The sequence below is a fragment of the Roseiconus nitratireducens genome, from assembly GCF_008629675.1.
GTDB lineage: Bacteria > Planctomycetota > Planctomycetia > Pirellulales > Pirellulaceae > Stieleria > Stieleria nitratireducens.
The window spans coordinates 157,340-174,617 of sequence record NZ_VWOX01000004.1 but is presented as its reverse complement, the minus strand read 5'-3'; the positions used below and the strand labels follow the sequence as shown (position 1 = coordinate 174,617).

At 61.0% G+C, this 17,278-nt stretch carries 15 protein-coding genes and 1 riboswitch; of the genes, 6 read left to right on the top strand and 9 right to left on the bottom strand.

Annotated features, from left to right (window positions below; translation table 11 throughout):
* Nucleotides 1-22: 22 nt before the first annotated feature.
* Nucleotides 23-1,654, bottom strand: a complete 1,632-nt coding sequence (locus tag FYK55_RS08620; protein WP_150076001.1) for a CTP synthase — start codon at nucleotides 1,652-1,654, stop codon at nucleotides 23-25.
* Between the two features lie 75 nt (nucleotides 1,655-1,729).
* A complete protein-coding gene (kdsB, locus tag FYK55_RS08615) occupies nucleotides 1,730-2,509 on the bottom strand; it encodes a 3-deoxy-manno-octulosonate cytidylyltransferase (RefSeq protein WP_150076000.1) in 780 nt (259 codons plus the stop codon).
* Nucleotides 2,510-2,632: 123 nt separating this feature from the next.
* Nucleotides 2,633-2,893, top strand: a riboswitch (cobalamin riboswitch).
* A gap of 187 nt (nucleotides 2,894-3,080) precedes the next feature.
* Between kdsB and FYK55_RS08610 the strand changes: the two genes are divergently transcribed.
* Nucleotides 3,081-3,980: a DUF1559 domain-containing protein gene (locus tag FYK55_RS08610; RefSeq protein ID WP_150075999.1), complete on the top strand. Its 900-nt coding sequence runs from the start codon at nucleotides 3,081-3,083 to the stop codon at nucleotides 3,978-3,980.
* Between the two features lie 76 nt (nucleotides 3,981-4,056).
* Nucleotides 4,057-4,926, top strand: coding sequence for a DUF4465 domain-containing protein (locus tag FYK55_RS08605; protein WP_150076283.1), 870 nt, complete (start codon nucleotides 4,057-4,059; stop codon nucleotides 4,924-4,926).
* 206 nt (nucleotides 4,927-5,132) lie between these two features.
* Here the strand turns inward: FYK55_RS08605 and FYK55_RS08600 are convergent, their stop codons facing one another.
* Both FYK55_RS08600 and FYK55_RS08595 read right to left on the bottom strand, forming a co-directional pair.
* The gene (locus tag FYK55_RS08600) at nucleotides 5,133-5,981 is read right to left on the bottom strand and encodes an NAD-dependent epimerase/dehydratase family protein (RefSeq protein WP_150075998.1); all 849 of its coding nucleotides are present in this window, start codon (nucleotides 5,979-5,981) and stop codon (nucleotides 5,133-5,135) included.
* A 136-nt stretch (nucleotides 5,982-6,117) separates the two neighbouring features.
* On the bottom strand, nucleotides 6,118-6,312 hold the full coding sequence (locus tag FYK55_RS08595) for a Flp family type IVb pilin (protein WP_150075997.1): 195 nt from the start codon (nucleotides 6,310-6,312) through the stop codon (nucleotides 6,118-6,120).
* Nucleotides 6,313-6,747: 435 nt separating this feature from the next.
* On the opposite strand from FYK55_RS08595, the gene FYK55_RS08590 reads away from it, so the two are divergent.
* Genes FYK55_RS08590 through FYK55_RS08580 form a run of 3 tightly spaced genes read left to right on the top strand, consistent with a single transcriptional unit; the run spans nucleotide 6,748 to nucleotide 10,748 of the window.
* Complete coding sequence (locus FYK55_RS08590; protein WP_150075996.1) at nucleotides 6,748-8,514, top strand: hypothetical protein; 1,767 nt, start codon at nucleotides 6,748-6,750, stop codon at nucleotides 8,512-8,514.
* Complete coding sequence (locus tag FYK55_RS08585) at nucleotides 8,515-9,807, top strand: CNNM domain-containing protein (RefSeq protein ID WP_235908529.1); 1,293 nt, start codon at nucleotides 8,515-8,517, stop codon at nucleotides 9,805-9,807. It abuts the gene before it with no gap.
* Complete coding sequence (locus tag FYK55_RS08580; protein ID WP_235908527.1) at nucleotides 9,804-10,748, top strand: CNNM domain-containing protein; 945 nt, start codon at nucleotides 9,804-9,806, stop codon at nucleotides 10,746-10,748. Before FYK55_RS08585 ends, FYK55_RS08580 begins: the two co-directional genes overlap by 4 nt.
* A gap of 24 nt (nucleotides 10,749-10,772) precedes the next feature.
* On the opposite strand, the gene FYK55_RS08575 is transcribed toward FYK55_RS08580, so the two are convergent.
* Both FYK55_RS08575 and FYK55_RS08570 read right to left on the bottom strand, forming a co-directional pair.
* Nucleotides 10,773-11,075 carry a hypothetical protein gene (locus FYK55_RS08575; RefSeq protein WP_201743675.1) on the bottom strand — a complete coding sequence of 101 codons (303 nt, stop codon included), beginning with the start codon at nucleotides 11,073-11,075 and terminating at the stop codon, nucleotides 10,773-10,775.
* A 484-nt stretch (nucleotides 11,076-11,559) separates the two neighbouring features.
* The gene (locus FYK55_RS08570) at nucleotides 11,560-12,525 is read right to left on the bottom strand and encodes a tetratricopeptide repeat protein (protein ID WP_150075995.1); all 966 of its coding nucleotides are present in this window, start codon (nucleotides 12,523-12,525) and stop codon (nucleotides 11,560-11,562) included.
* 143 nt (nucleotides 12,526-12,668) lie between these two features.
* On the opposite strand from FYK55_RS08570, the gene FYK55_RS08565 reads away from it, so the two are divergent.
* Entirely contained in the window at nucleotides 12,669-13,178 is a 510-nt protein-coding gene (locus FYK55_RS08565; protein WP_150075994.1) for a hypothetical protein, read from the top strand.
* A 177-nt stretch (nucleotides 13,179-13,355) separates the two neighbouring features.
* On the opposite strand, the gene FYK55_RS29640 is transcribed toward FYK55_RS08565, so the two are convergent.
* The 3 genes from FYK55_RS29640 to FYK55_RS08550 all read right to left on the bottom strand — a co-directional run bounded on the left by FYK55_RS29640 (nucleotide 13,356) and on the right by FYK55_RS08550 (nucleotide 17,245).
* Nucleotides 13,356-13,838 carry a Fur family transcriptional regulator gene (locus FYK55_RS29640; protein WP_235908571.1) on the bottom strand — a complete coding sequence of 161 codons (483 nt, stop codon included), beginning with the start codon at nucleotides 13,836-13,838 and terminating at the stop codon, nucleotides 13,356-13,358.
* Between the two features lie 504 nt (nucleotides 13,839-14,342).
* Nucleotides 14,343-14,708, bottom strand: coding sequence for a flagellar biosynthesis anti-sigma factor FlgM (locus FYK55_RS08555; protein WP_235908526.1), 366 nt, complete (start codon nucleotides 14,706-14,708; stop codon nucleotides 14,343-14,345).
* A gap of 371 nt (nucleotides 14,709-15,079) precedes the next feature.
* On the bottom strand, nucleotides 15,080-17,245 hold the full coding sequence (locus tag FYK55_RS08550) for a spermidine synthase (RefSeq protein ID WP_150075992.1): 2,166 nt from the start codon (nucleotides 17,243-17,245) through the stop codon (nucleotides 15,080-15,082).
* Between the last annotated feature and the right edge of the window lie 33 nt (nucleotides 17,246-17,278).

Below are 17,278 nucleotides of genomic sequence, written 5' to 3'. Positions count from 1 at the left end.
CAGTTAAATTGACTCGCCCGAGTTATTCGCCGACCGCGACGGGTTGGGATTTCCGGCTGCCCCGTTCGATGGCGGCTTCGACGAAGCCCGCGAACAGCGGGTGCGCCTTCAGGGGTTTGCTCTTAAATTCGGGGTGGTACTGGACGGCCACGAACCACGGATGGTTTTCCAGTTCGATGATTTCGACCAGGCCTCCATCGGGGCTGGTTCCTGAAAAGATCATCCCGTGGTCGCGGTATTGTTGTCGGTAATCGTTGTTGAATTCGTAGCGATGCCGGTGGCGTTCGTTGACCGAATCGGCGTGGTAGCACTGTCGGGCACGGCTGCCTTCAAGCAGTTGGGTCGGTTGGCTGCCCAGCCGCATCGTGCCGCCCATCTGCGTCACGTTTTGCTGTTCGTCCAACAGGCAGATCACCGGGTGCGGTGTGTCCTTATCGAACTCGCTGGAATGCGCTTTTTCCAGTCCGCAAACGTCCCGGCCGTATTCGATCACGGCACACTGCATGCCCAAGCAGATCCCGAAGAACGGGATGCCGCGCTCGCGCGCAAATCGAATCGCTTGGACTTTCCCCTCGATCCCGCGTTCGCCAAATCCGCCGGGTACCAGGATGCCGTCGTACCCGCTGAGCAGGCGTTCGGCGCCTTCGCGTTCAATGTCACTGCTTTGCACCCGTCCGATCCGGACTTGGGCCTGGTGGTGCATGCCGGCGTGATCGATCGCTTCGTAGATCGATTTGTAGGCGTCTTTGTGTTCGGCGTACTTCCCAACGACCGCAATGCTCAACTCATGTCGGGGGTTGCGGAGCCGGTGCAGCAGGTCGGTCCAAGGAGTGATGTCCAGTGATTGGCTGGGCAGTCCCAGTTTCTTGACCACCAGTTCGTCCAGGCGGTTGTCGACCAGCGAAATGGGGACTTCGTAGATGGAGAAGTCCTTGTCCTTTTCTTCGATCACCGCTTCGGAAGGCACGTTGCAGAACAAAGCGATTTTGTCGCGGTCTTCCCGGCTGATCGAATGTTCGCAGCGACAAACCAGAATGTCGGGCTGGATCCCGATTTCGCGAAGCTGTCCCACGGAGTGCTGGGTCGGTTTGGTCTTCAATTCGTCGGCGGCCTTCAGGTACGGCACCAGTGTCAGGTGCATGAACAGCACGTTCTCACGGCCGACGTCCTGGGCATATTGGCGAATCGCTTCCAAAAACGGCAGGCTTTCAATGTCGCCGACGGTTCCCCCGATTTCGGTGATCACAACGTCGACGTCGTCACCGCCCATCCGCGAAATCACCGACTTGATTTCGTTGGTGATGTGCGGAATGACCTGCACGGTCTTGCCCAGGAACCTTCCCTTGCGTTCCTTTTCGATCACGGACATGTAGATCTGCCCGGTCGTGTAATTGCAGTCTCGGGTCAGCGGGCTGCTGGTGAAACGCTCGTAGTGGCCGAGATCCAGGTCGGTCTCGCTGCCGTCATCCAGCACGTAGACTTCGCCGTGCTGGTAGGGGCTCATCGTCCCCGGGTCGACGTTGATGTACGGATCCAGCTTCTGCATCCGCACCCGGAGTCCCCGAGATTCCAACAGCATCCCGAGAGACGCGCTTGTCAGTCCTTTTCCGAGCGAGGACACGACCCCGCCGGTCACAAAGATGTTTTTCGTCATGGAAGCGGATGATACCGCGCTAGCAAAAATCCGGAAGTGCGGCTGAAGCATTCCGGCGGAACCGATGCGGCGGCGTCAGGCAACCTGCTCCTGCCGAAGACGAAATGCCCGCAGGTCCTCCGCGGTGTCAATTCCCGATTGTGCCCGGGCGACGCGAGTGACGACGATCGGTTTGCCCGCTTCGATCGCACGCAGCTGCTCGAGTCGCTCGATCTGTTCCAGCGTGCTGGGCGGTGATGCGGCAAACCATTTCAGAAAATCGCGGCGATAGGCGTACAAGCCCAGGTGGTGCCAGTAGACGGGTGGCTCAGCAGCCAGTCGTTCCGCCAGTTGTCCGTCCCGATCGAAGGGGACCGGGGCCCGGCTGAAGTACACTGCCCTGCCCTGCCCCGCCGACCCGGCGTCGGGGGCCAACACGATTTTGACGACGTTCGGGTTGGCCAGGGTTTCCGAATCACGGATCGGCGTGCCGGCCGTTGCCATTTGGGCCTCGGGGTGGGCGATTAGCAGGTCCGCCACGGCGTCGATCGCCTCCGGATCGATTTCAGGCTCATCGCTCTGGACGTTGACGAAGATTTCGGTCGTGGGAAACGCGTCGGCCACGGCAGCGATTCGGTCGGTCCCGCTGGGGCAGTCCGCGGGCGTCATCGTCCAACGGCCGCCAAATGATTGCACCTCCTCGGCCATTCGCGGGTGATCGACCGCAACGATCACACCGTCGGCGGCGCAACGGGCCCGGCCGGCCGCCTCCCAGGTGTGTTGCAGGACGCTTTTTCCCGCGACTTTTTGCAACAGCTTTTCGGGCAGGCGGGTCGAAGCCAGCCGTGCGGGAAGGACGATTTGCGTTTTGGGCATCTCTTTTGGGACCGCCGTGGGATGGTCGGAGGGCGATGTCGGTGCAGGAGCGGGCGGGCACCGGCAACGCGGCAGCTTGCCAAGGCCGATCGCTTGACAAGTCGATGCTGTGGACTTACCCTCGCCAGCCAGCGCTCGGTGGTGCCACGTCAGGACAGGACCCGACGAGGAAACAGGGAACACTGGTGAAACTCCAGGACGGCCCGGCCGCTGTAACCGATGCGATGAGACCCGCCTGGGGCGGATTTCATCGGCGCTCGCTTCACTCTTTTTAGCCATTGTCCACGGTACGGCTTGCTTGCGGCAAGAGCACCCGAATGACGAGAAGGCGAAGGCGGCGCAGACATCGGAAGTCAGAAGACCTACCAGTCGAGCGGATGCTAAAGGGACCTTCTTGGGTGAGGTCGGCATCATCTGATCGTTCGTTTGCAATCGGGACTCCGTGACAGGAGTTCTCGCTCCGTCACGTTGCCAACTGGAATCACCCCGTGGGGATTCGGTAATCCGACGGCGTGGGGCAATCGGACCGTCAGCTCGCTAACCATTGCCGCTTGATGATGCAGGTTTTGCAATGCATCCGATTGAACCCGCGATCCGCAGCGTCGGCAGCGCCGATTGCCGCGGACGCCGTCGCCCCGGTGGACCACCCGATCCGGTCAGCGGGCCCGACCCGAGACCTGGATTCGCCGACCCGAGACCGGGATTCACTTTGGTGGAATTGCTGGTCGTGATCGCGATCGTCGGCATCCTGGTGTCATTGTTGCTGCCCGCCGCCCAGTTCGCCCGCGAGGCGGCCCGACAAACGACCTGTCGTGACAACCAGCACCAGATCGGCATCGCCCTGCAGGCCTATCACAATCTGCACCGCTCTTTGCCCATCGGGTGCTTGCAATGGCGTGCCTGGGGCCAGCCGATGACGCGCAAGAACCTGGCGTGGTCGGCGTTTTTGTTACCACAGATGGGCGAGCAACCGTTGTACGAAGCGGTCGATTTTGACCTCGCGTACGACCACCCTCGAAATGCCGCGGCCGCCGCCGTGGTCGTCGAATCGTATCTGTGCCCCACCGAAATCCCCCAGGGCGGTCCGCGGGCGGAGATCAGCTATGGAGGGTTGTTCGGCGAACGTCTGATTGACAACCGCCCGGACGACGGGGTGTTCCTGTACGACCAAGTGATTCGCTTTCGGGACTGTCTGGACGGGCTGTCGGGAACCATCGCCACCGGCGAAGACATGGTGGGGCCGGACAGCCAATGGATCAACGGCGGCAATGTGTTTGTGCAGGCCCATGGGATCAATGACGACCAGGCGTGGGTCGGCGACAACGAAATTCGGTCGTTACATCCGGCCGGGGCGATGGTCCTGTTTCTGGACGGATCGGTCCACCTGTTGAATGAGTCCCTGGATCCGACGGTGTTGGGCCAAATGATCACTCGGGCCGGACACGAAGTGATCCCCGCCAACGCCTGGTGAGCAGCCCGGTATTTTCCAACGCACCGCGGCACGTTTTCGTTTATCAACTTTGACACACATTTTCATCGAGTCGGTCATGTCCTCCCTGCGTGTTCTGTTTCTTGCATCGTTGTCATTTTTGGCCGTCTCCCCTTCGAATCGTCCGGCCGTTGCCGAAACGGTGACTTTTGACGACTTGTTGGCCTCGCCGGACAGTTTTTTCAACGGGGACACGTCGACCGTCAACGACGATCCCTGGGTGGCCGGTGATGTGGAATTCAGCAACAGCACTCAGTTCATCGGCTTTTGGAGCGGCTGGAGTTACTCCAACGTCGTCGACCCCACGACCCCCGGGTTCACCAACGAATACGCCGCGGCGCCGGGCGGCGGCAGCGACGGCGAAGGGGGAACCACCGCGGGTGGCGGATACGCGATCGGGTTCACCGATGCCGCTTACTTCAATTTGCCCAGCGGATTTGCCGTCCAATCGCTCGATTGGACCAACACCACCTATGCCTATTTGTCGATGCGCGACGGCGACAGCTTTGCCAAGAAGTTTGGAGGCCCAACCGGTACGGATCCCGATTTCTTTCGCGTCGACTTGATCGGATACGAAGGTCTGGATCGCTCGGGGACGACGACCGGAACCGTCACGTTGGACCTGGCCGATCTGACGTCGGCGGATCCCAGCGAAGATGTCCTGGTCAACTCGTGGCAGATCGGCAAAGACCTGACGCCGCTTGGCAAAGCCCGTTCCGTCGGACTGCAATTCCATTCGTCCGACATCGGACCGTTTGGTATCAACACGCCCACCTATGTCGCGATCGACAACCTGTCGCTGACGGCCGTGCCGGAACCTGGCGGCGTCGGGGCGTTGCTCGCGATCGGCGCTGGGCTGGTCGCGTCGCGTCGGCGTCGGAATCCGCGGCCAGTGGCGGCCGCGGGACGCCATCGAGCAGACCCCTGATTGAGTCACGCCCGTTCTCGGTGCTCGCGTTTTCCAGAACGCCGCCAACGGTGCCGTGAGTTGCGGCTGTCGTCACTTCGTGGCAGCTTCCAGGTAGCCACGCTCGCCAGAGCGTGGTCAATGTTGGCAAGCCAACTTCGGCGACAGATAGCAACGATTAGCGGTCGAACCCGCGAAAATGGCCAAGTCGGCCTATTGGTCAGACGCTACCTGCGAGACCGCATCCCGATGGAACGGATCTTGGCGGTTTCGATTTCGTGCTTGGCCATCTTTTCGTGACCGGAGATCTGCGATGGGCTTCCAGTCAGCTGCTTGGCGAGCATTGCGACTTCATAATCGCTGATCATGCGATCGCAACAATTGAACGTTTCTCCCGCGATCGAGTCGTCTTGTTGCAACAGCAGCGCGACAGACCGGGCGACATCGGACGCGTGGACCGTTTTGCTGCCCCCGGTGGCTTCGACGTTTTTGCCCCGCTTGATTTGTGCGACCAATTCGAACCATTTGGACTGGGACGCCGGTTCGGCCAGACCGTAAATCGACGTGGGTCGGACGCTGGCGGCAACAAGTTTCCCGCTTGAGCCGTAGTGATGCACCATCGCCTCGATGGACGCCTTGCAGGCCCCGTAAAGGGTCCTCGGTCGCATCGGATGGGTTTCGTCCAGTGGGCGATCGGGAAGCACTTGATCGTGCACCGCCCCGGAGGAAATGAACACGAATCGGTTGACGCCGGCCCGGGATGCCGACTCCAGAAGTTGCAGGGCGCCGACGGAATTGATTTGCCAATACCGTTCGGGGTCGGCATCGATGTTCAAGAACGAGTCACCGCCGCGATACCACCCGGCGTGAATCATGGCGTCGGCCGATTGGGCAAGTTGCTCGGCGTCGCGCCGCTGCCCAAGTTCACCGCGGATCCAGTGAACGTGGGGTGTCCGGGAGGACACCGTGTCGGGATCGGACCGACACCAGGCGGTCACTTGATGACCGGATTGAAGAAGGGAATCGATCAGATGGCGTCCCAGAAATCCGGTACCGCCGGTGAGTGCGATTCGCATGGAACCTTCCGGAGCAAGAAGCGTGAAGGGGAAAACCCTATCTCAACTTCTTCGCGGCTCTGAAGCAAGCCGACGAGCCGGCCCGCCGCCTCCCCCCAGAAGCGGAGTTCCAAAATTCGTGTGGTCGGCGGCCGGGCTAGTTGCCCATCGCACCCGAGATGGCGCTGCTGGAGCGGTCAAAGCTTTCCTTCGTTTCGTTGGTCAGCGTATTAACAGCACCCAAGCAGACGGCGATGATCAAGGCGAGCATCACGGCGTACTCGACGGCGGTCGTCCCGTCTTCGTCTCGCCAGAACGAAGGGGGGCGTTGTGGGGGAAGGTGAATGTTCATGATGTAAATATTTTCAGTAGTTTTTGGTGGTTACAGGGCAGAGCCACCGAAACATAGGCCAGAAAGCGGCGTACGGATGAGTCTTGAGGGTGGATTTTTTGACGCACCCGACGGGCCGTCTGTTAATCTTTGCCGATTGCTCGGATTGTCCGATTGTAGGGATGCCGGACGTGTTGCTCCCCGCCGGTGGGCGATCAAACGGGCGGCGATCAGGCGGGTGAATCGGCGGGTGATCAGGCGGGGACCTCGCCGCGGCGCGGGGTGGAATCGGAACGGTCGTTGTGTTGCGTCGACACGCGTTTTACCTTGTTCACTCTCATTTCCGGTTGCTGCCCGCCAGAATTCGAGTTCTCAGCGGCCGAGTGCCGGTCCCCCAGACAGTCGGGCGGCCGCGGGTCGCCGCAGTTCCTCCCTTTTGAGAAAGTTCCCAGCCGGATGCTTGGCCCTGTTTTTAATCGCGAAGCGACGGTTGTTCCGAAACGCACCAAGACCTACTTGTCGCGTGGCTTGTATGTCCTGACGCTGTTCGGGCTGCTGTGCACCGGTTACCTGGTGTTGGACGGATCTCGTTCGCTGGCGACGGTTTCGGACGCGGCCCGCTTTGGCGGCTGGATGTTTCTGTTGCTCGCGCCGCTCCAGATGCTGGTGCTGTGTTCGCTGGCGGCCGTTGGTTCTGCGGTCAGCGTGGCCCAGGAAAAGGATCGGCGAACGTTGATCCTGCTGCTGATGACGCGACTGAGTGGTTTTGAGGTGGTGGTCGGAAAGCTGACTGCCACGCTGTTGGGACCGCTGGCGATGTTGTTGGCGGCGCTGCCATTGTTCCTGGTGTTGCCGTTGTTGGGCGGCGTGTCGCCGCGGCAGGTGTTCTCGGTATTCGCGGTCACCGCCGCCTCGGTGGTGCTTTCCGGAGCGATCGGGACGGTCGTCGGATTGTGGCGGGAGAAAACGTTCCAGGCGATCGCCCTGACCGTGTTGTTGCTGCTGATCCTGGTCGGCGTGGGCGAGGTTTTGATCGCTGTGTTTTCGTTGGACGAAACGATGCGGTTGGCGGTCAGCCCGATCCGCGCTTTGTTGGCGGCGGCGTCACCGTTAGCCAGCTTGTCTCCAGCGACTTCGCGTGGCGTGTTGCTGTTCACGTTGTTGGCCCTGCTGGCTTCGGCCGTGATCTTGTTCGTGGGCATTGCCAAGGTGCGAGTCTGGAATCCTTCGCGCGAGGTTCGTCTGAAGGCGCCTGAGCCGGAGACCAGCGACGATCTGACGCCGGATCAATCGCCGAGCAGTTGGAAGGTGCGGGCCCCGCGACCGGTTTGGAACAATCCGATCTTGTGGCGGGAGGTTCGGACCTGGGCCTATGGCCGCAAAGTGGTGGTGATTCGCCTGGCGTTCGCGATGTTGTTTCTGTTGGGAGTGGCGGTGATTTACGGCCAGATCCAAGACGGATCGGCCTTCGAACCGGCGGCCAGGATCGGACGTTCGTTGCCGGCTGCGACCTTGCCCGTGGCGGCGATCGGTGTGGTCAGCCTGGTGTTGGTCAATGCGTTGGCCGTGAACGCGATCACTGGCGAACGGGACGGTTTGGCGCTGGACCTGCTGTTGGTCACGGACCTGCGTCCCAGTGAGTTCGTGTTCGGCAAATTGCTCGGCGTTCTGTACGTCGGCAAGGAGCTGATCGTGTTGCCAATTCTGTTGCTGGTGTTCCTGGCAATCTATGACGTGATGACCGTCGAAAACACCGTGTATGCGATTCTTGGGGCTCTGATTTTGTACGTGTTCGTGACGATGCTTGGCATTCATTCGGGGCTGAATCACGTGGCGGGGCGGACTGCGACCCTGGCCAGTCTGGGGACGGTTTTCTTTCTGTGCGTCGGGATCGCGATCTGCATGACGATCATGGTCAGTTTTCGGGGCGCCTTTCAGCTGCAGTTGGCTCCGTTCCTGGTGATGATCCTGGGCGGCGGTGCCGCCCTGTTCGCCTCGCTCGGTTGGCGGAATCCGTCATCGGCGATCTTTCTGGCATCGTTCACGTTGCCCTTGATCACGTTCTATGCGATCACGCAGTTCCTGCTGCAGACCGATCACCTGTTCGTGTTCTTTTCGATGGCCGTGGGATACGGGTTCACGGTTGCCGCGTTGATGATTCCGGCGCTCAGCGAGTTCGATGTGTCGCTGGAGCGAGATCGGTCTGCCGAAGGAGAAGGCTGATTGAGCGGGTGGTCGGACTATGCCGGTTGGTTCGCGCCCATGGCGGTGTTGATTCTGCTGAGCGCGTTCTTCAGCGGCAGCGAGGCGGCGTTTTTCTCTCTCTCCCCTCGGCAACGCCGCCAGTTGCCGCGCAGCGGCGTGGGCGGGCGGATTGCCGAAAGGCTGCTGGGTGATTCGGAACAGCTGTTGTCGGCGATCCTGTTCTGGAATCTGCTGATCAACATGACGTACTTCGCCATCGCGTCGATCGTCGCGGGGCGTTTGGAGTCGTCGTCTCAGGGCGGCGCGACGTGGGCGTTGGGCTTCACCGCGGTCAGTCTGTTGACGATCATTTTTTTCAGCGAGATGTTGCCCAAGAGCATTGCGGTCCTGTCCCCCGCCCGAACCGCGGTGCTGGTCGCCCCGCCGCTGTCGCTGGCGGTCCGGATCGTGTGGATCATTTTGCCGCTGATTCGAACAGCCAATGTGCTTTCCAGTCGTTTGCTGTGGCCGGCCTTCGAGCCCGAAAACGAAATCGACCTGGCGGACATCGAACGGGCCGTGGAATTGGGAACCGATGATGCGGCGCTGTTGGAACGCGAACGGGTGGCGCTGCGCAGCCTGGTGGAGATCGCCGACACGCGGGTCAGCGAACTGATGCGGCCGCGAAGCAAACTGCAACTGATCGCCTCGCCGATCGAAGACAGGATCGTGCTGGACGATCAGCCGCCCGGCGGTTACTTGATGGTGACCGATTCCGAGGGCCAGGCGGTGATCGGCTCACTGGCCATTCGAATGCTGCGCCCCAGTCAACTGGATCACGTCAACGAGTTCATCGAACCGGTGATCTATGTTCCCTGGTCTGCCAAGGTCGCGCGGGTGCTGGATCAGCTGAACGAAAACGATCTGAATGTTGCGGTGGTGGTCGACGAATACGGGGATGCAATCGGTGCCCTCTCCAGCGACCGCATCTTCCGCCGCATGTTGGCCCCGCAACAAGATCACGGCGGGGAAACCCCGCACCAGATTGCGATCGAGCGGCTGGCGCCGGACCACTATCGGGTCCGAGGACTGACGTCGCTGCGTCAACTCGCCAAGGAACTCAATGTTCCGTTGACGGACGAATCGGTCGCCACGGTGGCCGGATACATCCAGCGTTGCAATGAACGGTTGCCGCGGTTGGGCGACCAGTCAGTTTTGGGGCCTTACCTGCTGACGGTCATCGAAGAGTCCGACGGCGAGTTGGCGATCGACGTCACCAGGAAGGGAGAAGGTGACGAAGGTGCGACCGATGACGCGAGGGATGCGACATGATCCTGTTCGCGGCCTTGCTGTTCCTGTTCGGGCTGGTGCTGAGCGCGTTTTTCAGCGGTAGTGAAACCGGTTTGTACCGCGTTTCGCGAACCAGGTTGGTGCTGGACGGTTTGGGTGGCTCGCGCGGTGCGCGGATGATGATCTGGTTGTTGAATCACCCGACCATTTTTGTCGCCACCGCCTTGGTGGGAAACAACCTGGCAAACTTCCTGACCAGCTTTGCGCTGGTGTTGGCCATCGGAACCTGGTTCGGTTCTTCCCCGACGGCCGAGTTGTTGGGGCCGATCTTGATGACGCCCATCGTCTTTGTGTTCGGTGAGTTGCTTCCCAAGTACTGGTTCTTCCACGCGCCTTATCGTTTGCTCAGCGTCATCCGGCCGGTTCTGCTGTTGGCCACGGTGCTGTTCTTGCCGGTGTCGATGCTGTTAGCGTTGCTGGCGTTTACATTGCACGCGTTGACCGGCCAAACACCGTTCCGGTTGCGGTTGGCGATGGCCCGGGGCGAGTTGGCACAGGTGTTGCGCGCCGGGGAAGAAGCCGGGATCTTGCAGGCCGGTCAGCGGTCGTTGGCCCAGCAACTTTTTGAGATCGGGAACCAACTGGCGGTGTCATTCGCCGTGCCGCTCTCTCGCCTGGCAGAAGTCGACTTGCCGATCGATCCGACGACGGCGACGACGCAGGCGCGCCGGCAAAATCACCCGGTGATTCTGGTGCGGCGGCGGACCCGGATCGTCGGCTACTTGCGCTATTCCGACCTGGTGCTCGCCGACGCCAAGGTGGAGATCCATCCGGTGATTCGGGTGCCGCTGACCGAACGCCATCTTCCGACGCTGCTGAAGCTGTATGACGCCGGAACCGATGTGGCGCTGTTGTGTGACGAACGCGGTGATGCGCGTTCGGTGGTGACCCGGCGGCAGTTGATTCAGCCGATGATCAAATGAGCCCAGGCAGGTCGGCCGATCGACTCACTTGTGATAGCCCAGCTGGCTGAGTACTGCCAGCATCTCGTCGCAAGTGATGTAGCGACGGTGGTGTTGCAACTTGTACTGGTCAATCGCTTGGGCCAATTCTCGCCCGGCTTCAGAAAGTTCGCGATGCGAACTGCCGAACTGGCGCCGTTCCGAACCGTTGGGGCCGGAATTTTGCCGACGCCGATCGACGAAGCCGGTGCGGGCCGAACCGTCCGGCACACCGCCAACGCGTCCGACCGCCGGCGATCCTGCATGACCGTTGGTCGTCGACGAGTCCGAAGCATTGAACGTTGGCATGGATCGTCCTGTGGGTTGAGGTGGCAAGGAACCGCGAAAAGACAGTCTGAAAAAGAAGCCGCGATGGACCGTACGTTCTGGCGGCCAGCGTGACGGTCAAGCAGGTGACTTGAATTCGTCCGGCAAGGCACAAACGGTCATCTAAACGTAGATCATGCGCGGCCAAGGTGCCCGTTGACGTTGCCAGAAATCACTGCCTGTGGCGGCCAGGCGACCGGGTTGCACCCCCTGGGGGTCCATTACGGGCAGTTTCACCACGGCCACACCGTTACATTCCGCACGACCGGACGTTGATGCCGCGGGAATCGCTGGGTGTCGCCAGTTTGCCTGAGCCGCGTGGCGCTGGTCGGCGCTGCCCGCGGTTTTTTTCGCATCAACCGGCGGCTGTCGCCTTGCCGCTCATTGCACCGCAAGTCAGGGGCCTTCCTGTCGTCACGGTGTTTTTGCAGTCACCGTGTTTCTGGTTGGAAGTGACGCGGTTCATTCAGCGTCGCGTCGCGTTCTGCGGCTCGGGTTCGGTTGCCAGGCGTGTCCCACCCGGCAACAGGTAGGCCGACCAGCCGCTCGATTCCACCAGCGCCCGGTCCAACTCGATTGCCCGGGCGATGGCTTCGCTGGCGGCCGCCGGACGGTTGTTTTCCAGTTCAATCGCGGCCACCTGAAGATGCGGTTCAGCCCGCGTCGGATCGCTCTGGATGGCTTTGGCAAAATGTTTGGCCGCCAGTTCGTTGCGTCCCAGATTTCGCATGGCGATCCCGCGAAGCATGTGCACGCGAGTGGGCACGACCGCGTCGTCGCCGCTGGGATCGATTTGGTCCAGGGTCGCCAACAGACGATCGTATTGGTCGTTGGCGAGATACAGTTCGGCGACTTGCAACTTGGCGGCCGTGTAGTCCGGTTGCAACGCGAGCGCACGATGATAGGCTGCCATTGCACCTTCGGGGTCACCGCTTTCCCGCAAACAGTCGCCGCGGAGGGCCCAGATTTCCGCGGTATTGCGTTCGGTCTCCAATGCGATCTGGCTTTGCCGGCTGGCCTCTTCCAGTCGCCCGACGTCCAGATACATTTCACCCAAACGGCCGACCAGCCGAGGATCGCCGGCGCTCCGCTGGACTGCTTGTTCCATGTGCTCGATGGCCAATTCCCGCTCGCCCCGCTTCCACAATGTTTCTGACAGCCCTCGGTGGGCACGGTCGTCATCGTCGGAGACTGCCAGGGCGTCACTGAACAGCTTTTCGGCGGAGTTCCATTGGCCGTGGTGCATGGCCTGCATCCCCTGCCGTGAAAGTTTGCGGGCCGCCAGCGATTGACGGCTTTCACCGATCCGGCTGATGGCGCGACAGCCGACCGACAGCAACATCGCGCAGACGAACAGCCCGATCGCCGCCGAACCAGTCTCGTTGCGGTGATGGAATGCTGAGAATCGACTATTCGCGGAATCGCGAAGCATCTGGTGAAGACGTCGTAAATGGTGGAAAAGGCCACGGCCCGGCCGCGCGACGCATTGACAGAAACGACAAATACCAGCGAAATGCGGCTGGCCGCAATCTCGACTGACGGCCGAACCGCATTCAACAAGATTTGCCTTCCGCCATGCCTGCCCAATTCGATGCCTTCGGGATCCGATTCCTCTATCCGGACAACTGGAAGATCGCCGATCGCCCCGATGAAGAGGGTGACCGCGGAACCACGTTCGATTTGCCCAGTGGCGGCTTCGTTTCGCTGGAGAAAACGCGTGCCGAAGAAGTCGAGCCGTTGGTCGAGCGGATTGTCGATGCCATCGCGGCCGACTACGAGGATCTGGAACGCGAGACAATATCGCTGGAGGGTCTTCCGGCCGACGCCCACGCGATCGATCTGCGTTTTTACTACTTGGATTTGCTGGTGATCAGCCGCCTGGTGGTATTGCAGCTGCCGCGCGAAACCGAGGTGACACCGGCCCCGGCCGACACATTGCTGGCGGACGTCCCGACCGCGGTAGATCCGAGCCGGCAGGGGGCTCCGATGTTGGTCCTGCAAATGCAGGCCGAGAGTCGGGACTTTGACCAGAACGAACCCGTCTTTCGAGCCATCCTGAAACAAATCACCGATTCAATGGCGTAGCCCGCCTGGGGCTGGCGGGGTGACCACGACGCCGCGTTGAATGGGTGCAATGACGCGACGCCGACGTCGCCACGCTCACCCGGAGCATGGAATCTGCCGCATTGCCACCGTCTGGCGACGGTAGCAAAGTCGAATTGGGGATGAAGGACCGTTCCGAGTGAAAGTAACGCGGTCCAGCTAAACCAAATCCTGTTTGCGTTTCTTGCGCCGGTTCCGCAGGCAATCGCGACAGATCCCGTTGATGATCATGCGATGACTGTCGACGCGAAACCCGTGCAGGGTTGCCATTTCATCCCGAACCTCACGCAACTGGTCGCTTTGAAATTCCACCAGTTTTCGGCAGCGGGTGCAGTACAGGTGATCGTGCTGCGGATAGCCGTAGTCGTGGTCGTAAACCGTTCTGCCGTCCAGCTGAAAACTGAACAACAGTCCTGCGTCGACGCACTCCCGCAGGGTGCGGTACACCGTGGCGGTGCTGACATAGTTCGGCTCCCCCCGACGTGGCAACCGCTCAATCAATTCTTCGGCGTCGAAATGGTCGTGCTGGCTGAATACCTGCTCGACCAGAAACTTCCGCTGGCTCGTCTGCCTCAGGCCACGTGATTGCAGGTATTCGGCAAACCGTTCCTGGGGGGAGAGCGATACCGAAAGAGGAGCCACCTTGGTGGCAACCTGGGGGGGGCTGTTGTCGGCGGTTTCGGTAGTCGACTTGGACAAAACTGCTACTAAGACAAGATCGGGGGCGACATGCGCCCATCTGATGGACGCGGAAGAGCAACACCGCGACCAGCAGCGTCGTCGACCATTCAGTCTACACGACCCGTCAAATCTTGTCTGGGGTTCTGTGACGACCAACCCAGCGCCAGCCGTGGGAAAAAGCGGACGTCGACAGGCTGCCACGAGCTGAAGCAGCCGGTGCCGTTCGCGAGGGGAGCCGCCGTCGCCGGACGGTGGCTCCGACACTGTTTCTCGCATGCCGGCGAGTTATTCTCCGCGTTTTGACGAGCGTCGCCGCCGCGCGGTCCTGCTGGTCGGCTGAGGCGTGTCTGAAACCGTGTCGCGACGCCCGCCAGAGTGCCGCTTTCGGCCGCAATCGCGGCGGCAGCATCGGAGGGTCGCGACTTTTCAGACAGGGTTTCTCAGGCAGGGCTTTTCAGACAGGGCCTAGCCCAACAGGTCCAGGAAGCGATCCATCGCGGCGTCCATTCGCTCGGGCGTGTCGTAGGACCCGTCCGCGATTTGGCGTCGAATTTCCGCGACACGTTCGAACCGGATGCCCTCACCCGCGACCGCCCCGCTGCTTTCCAGACGCGTTGCCGATTGAGCCTGCTGGCTCAGTTCCAACTGGTCGACCGGACCGGTCCGATCGGCAACCGGTGCTTCGGCCGGTTTGGCCGCTGCGTTGGTGCGTTGGACGTTCGAGGTCGATTGCGTGGTGGTAACCCGAAATGGGCCATAAATCTGCATTTGAGAATTGCTCCCGTGGCATTTGGACGTTCCGGTCACTCCACCAACAGCGATCAAACGCATCGATGCGGTTGGGATAACCGGTGAATCTGGGCGACTTTGGCCGAAACAACCGACTGGGGAAGATCGATCTTTCCCGTCCGGCTATTTATTTCCGCATCGGCCGGTAGCGCCGCGATCCGTGTCCCGGGGTGCAATCCGTACAGCTCTGAAGAGACTTTTGCCAGCGCGTAGCAAGCGGAAACATTAAGGGTTTCGGCTTGATCGAAGTTGGCAGTCCAGTTCTTTCCACAACTTTCCGGCGCGCATCCCGGGCCGTTCGAGTTCAGCCTAGCAAAGCCGGGAAAACAACAGCAAGCCGAATTGCCGGTCATGATTCGCGGGCTCGGCCGCACCGGTTTCCCGTCCGGCGGGCCATGCGGATCCCAAACGGCTCACCACAGCCGGAGCACGCTGACCAGATTGTGATGCTGGTCCGTCCAGAGCGGCGCGTCGCTCAATTGTTGCGGCGTTGCACGCATTCCCGATGCCAGGGACGGGGTCTCGAAGATCGCATGTCCCGGCGGGGCGATGATCATCCAGGACGCGTTGGAGGTGCCAATGCTTTCATTGCCGACGCTGGTGACCTTCAAGCTGTCCAGACCCGCGTCGCGGCTGAGGTTGTGCACCAACGGAGCCAATTCCAGGTGGTTGTTGGAGACGTGGATGGCCAGCACACCGTTGTCGGCCAGTCGCTCGGTGTACAACGCCATCGATTCGCGGGTCAGCAAGTGCGCCGGGATGGCGTCGCTGCTAAAGGCGTCCAGAACCAGCAGGTCGAATTTTTTCTCGTGCATGCGTTCCAAGACCAGTCGGCCGTCGCCCAGGTGCGTCTGGATCTCCGACGGGCAGTCTCGCATGAAGCTGAAGTAGGATTTCGCGATGTCGATCACGGCGGGATTGATTTCGATCAGGTCGAATCGGTCTTCGGGACGTCCGTAGGTCGCCAGCACGCCGCACCCCAGGCCCACGACGCCGACCCGAAGCGATTCCCGTTGCTGTTGCAGTTGTGAGATGACTTTGCCGACGCCGCTGTCGTATCCGTAGTACGTGGTCGGTTCCAACTGGTGGGGCGCGAAGCGTTGCATCCCGTGCAGCGTCGATCCGTGGACCAGGCAGATGCCGCCTTCCCGACGATCGACTTTCAACACGCCGAAGAAGTTGCGTTGGGAGGCGATGGTTTCCTGTTTCGATGCCAGGCCCGTCGCGATCAATGGCGCGGCCAACAGGGCCAGCGCCCCGTATTTTAAGCGGCCGGCTGCCGCCCAATCGTATTCGGTTTGGCCCCACGTCTTGCAGGAAAAGAACAGGAGGAACGTGCAAGCGGTGACCAGTGAAACGAAGATCGGAAGTTCGGCAAAGTTGTTCAAAAACATCGGGCACAGGACCGCCACGATCACGCCGCCGAGTGCTCCGCCGGCGGAGAGCATCGCGTAGTATTGAGTCAACGCGTGTGTGCCGGGTTTCAATCGCGCGACTTCGCCGTGGCACATCAGGCAGGCCCCGAACAACATCACCATGTAACAACTGGCTTCGGCGATGAGCTGAATGTTGCCCGGCAACAAGGATTTCCCTTGGATCAGCGCCAACGCGATCAGCGTGACCGCCGCGATCAACTTGGGGTGATACCACTGTGGCGAATTGAAACACACGATGAAGCTGGCCAGATACAGGCTCAACGGCAGGACCCACAGAAACGGCACCACCGCCACGTCCTGGCAAACATGGTTGGTCACGACCAGCAACATCACCGACGCGAGCGCGGGCAATGCGATCCAAGCAAGCTGGATCCAGACGGCCGGCGTCGGGGCTTGAGATGCATCGCCGCCGGGCGTGTCCTTGGCGTCGGATTTCCCGCCGCCGACAGAAGCGTTGTCGGCTTCCGACGGAACGTCCGTTTTCATTCGCAGCAGGCTGACCGCAACGAAGCCTTCGACCAGCACGAATCCGCAGAACATCAGCGACCAGAGTGTGGACTGCATCGAAACCGACAACACCGGTTCGAAAAGGAAGGGATAGCTGAGCAAGGCGAACAGCGATCCGGCGTTGGACAGCGCGTACAGGCGGTAGACGCGTTGGCTGGTGTCTTGAAAACTCAGCCAGGCTTGAATCAACGGTCCGGTGCTGGAAAGGACGAAGTACGGCAGACCGACGTGGCTGGCCAACATCCACAGCAGGTACACGGCCGGGGATTCCGAGCCGCTGGGTTTCCAAACGTCGGAAGGCTCAATGGGCAGACTGAGTGCCGCGGCGGCCAGCAGGCTGATGTGGATGAGTGCTTGGACCGCCGGGTGACAGAAGGTTCTCAGCAAATGCGCGTACAGGTAGCCGCCAAATAGCAGGAGCTGGAAGAACAGCATGCAGGTCGTCCAAACCGCCGGGGTGCCGCCAAACCAAGGCAGCACGCACTTGCTGATGATCGGCTGGACCTGAAAGACCAGAAAGGCGCTCAGTAGCGTCGTGGCGGCAAACCACAACATGGAACGGCCCTGCCATCCCGAGTCGAGCGATTCAACGTGATGCGATGGCGTGGCTGGTCGTTGGCCCGTGGTGTTGGACATGCGTTCGCTGAATTCTCGTAAACCGCGTCGTCT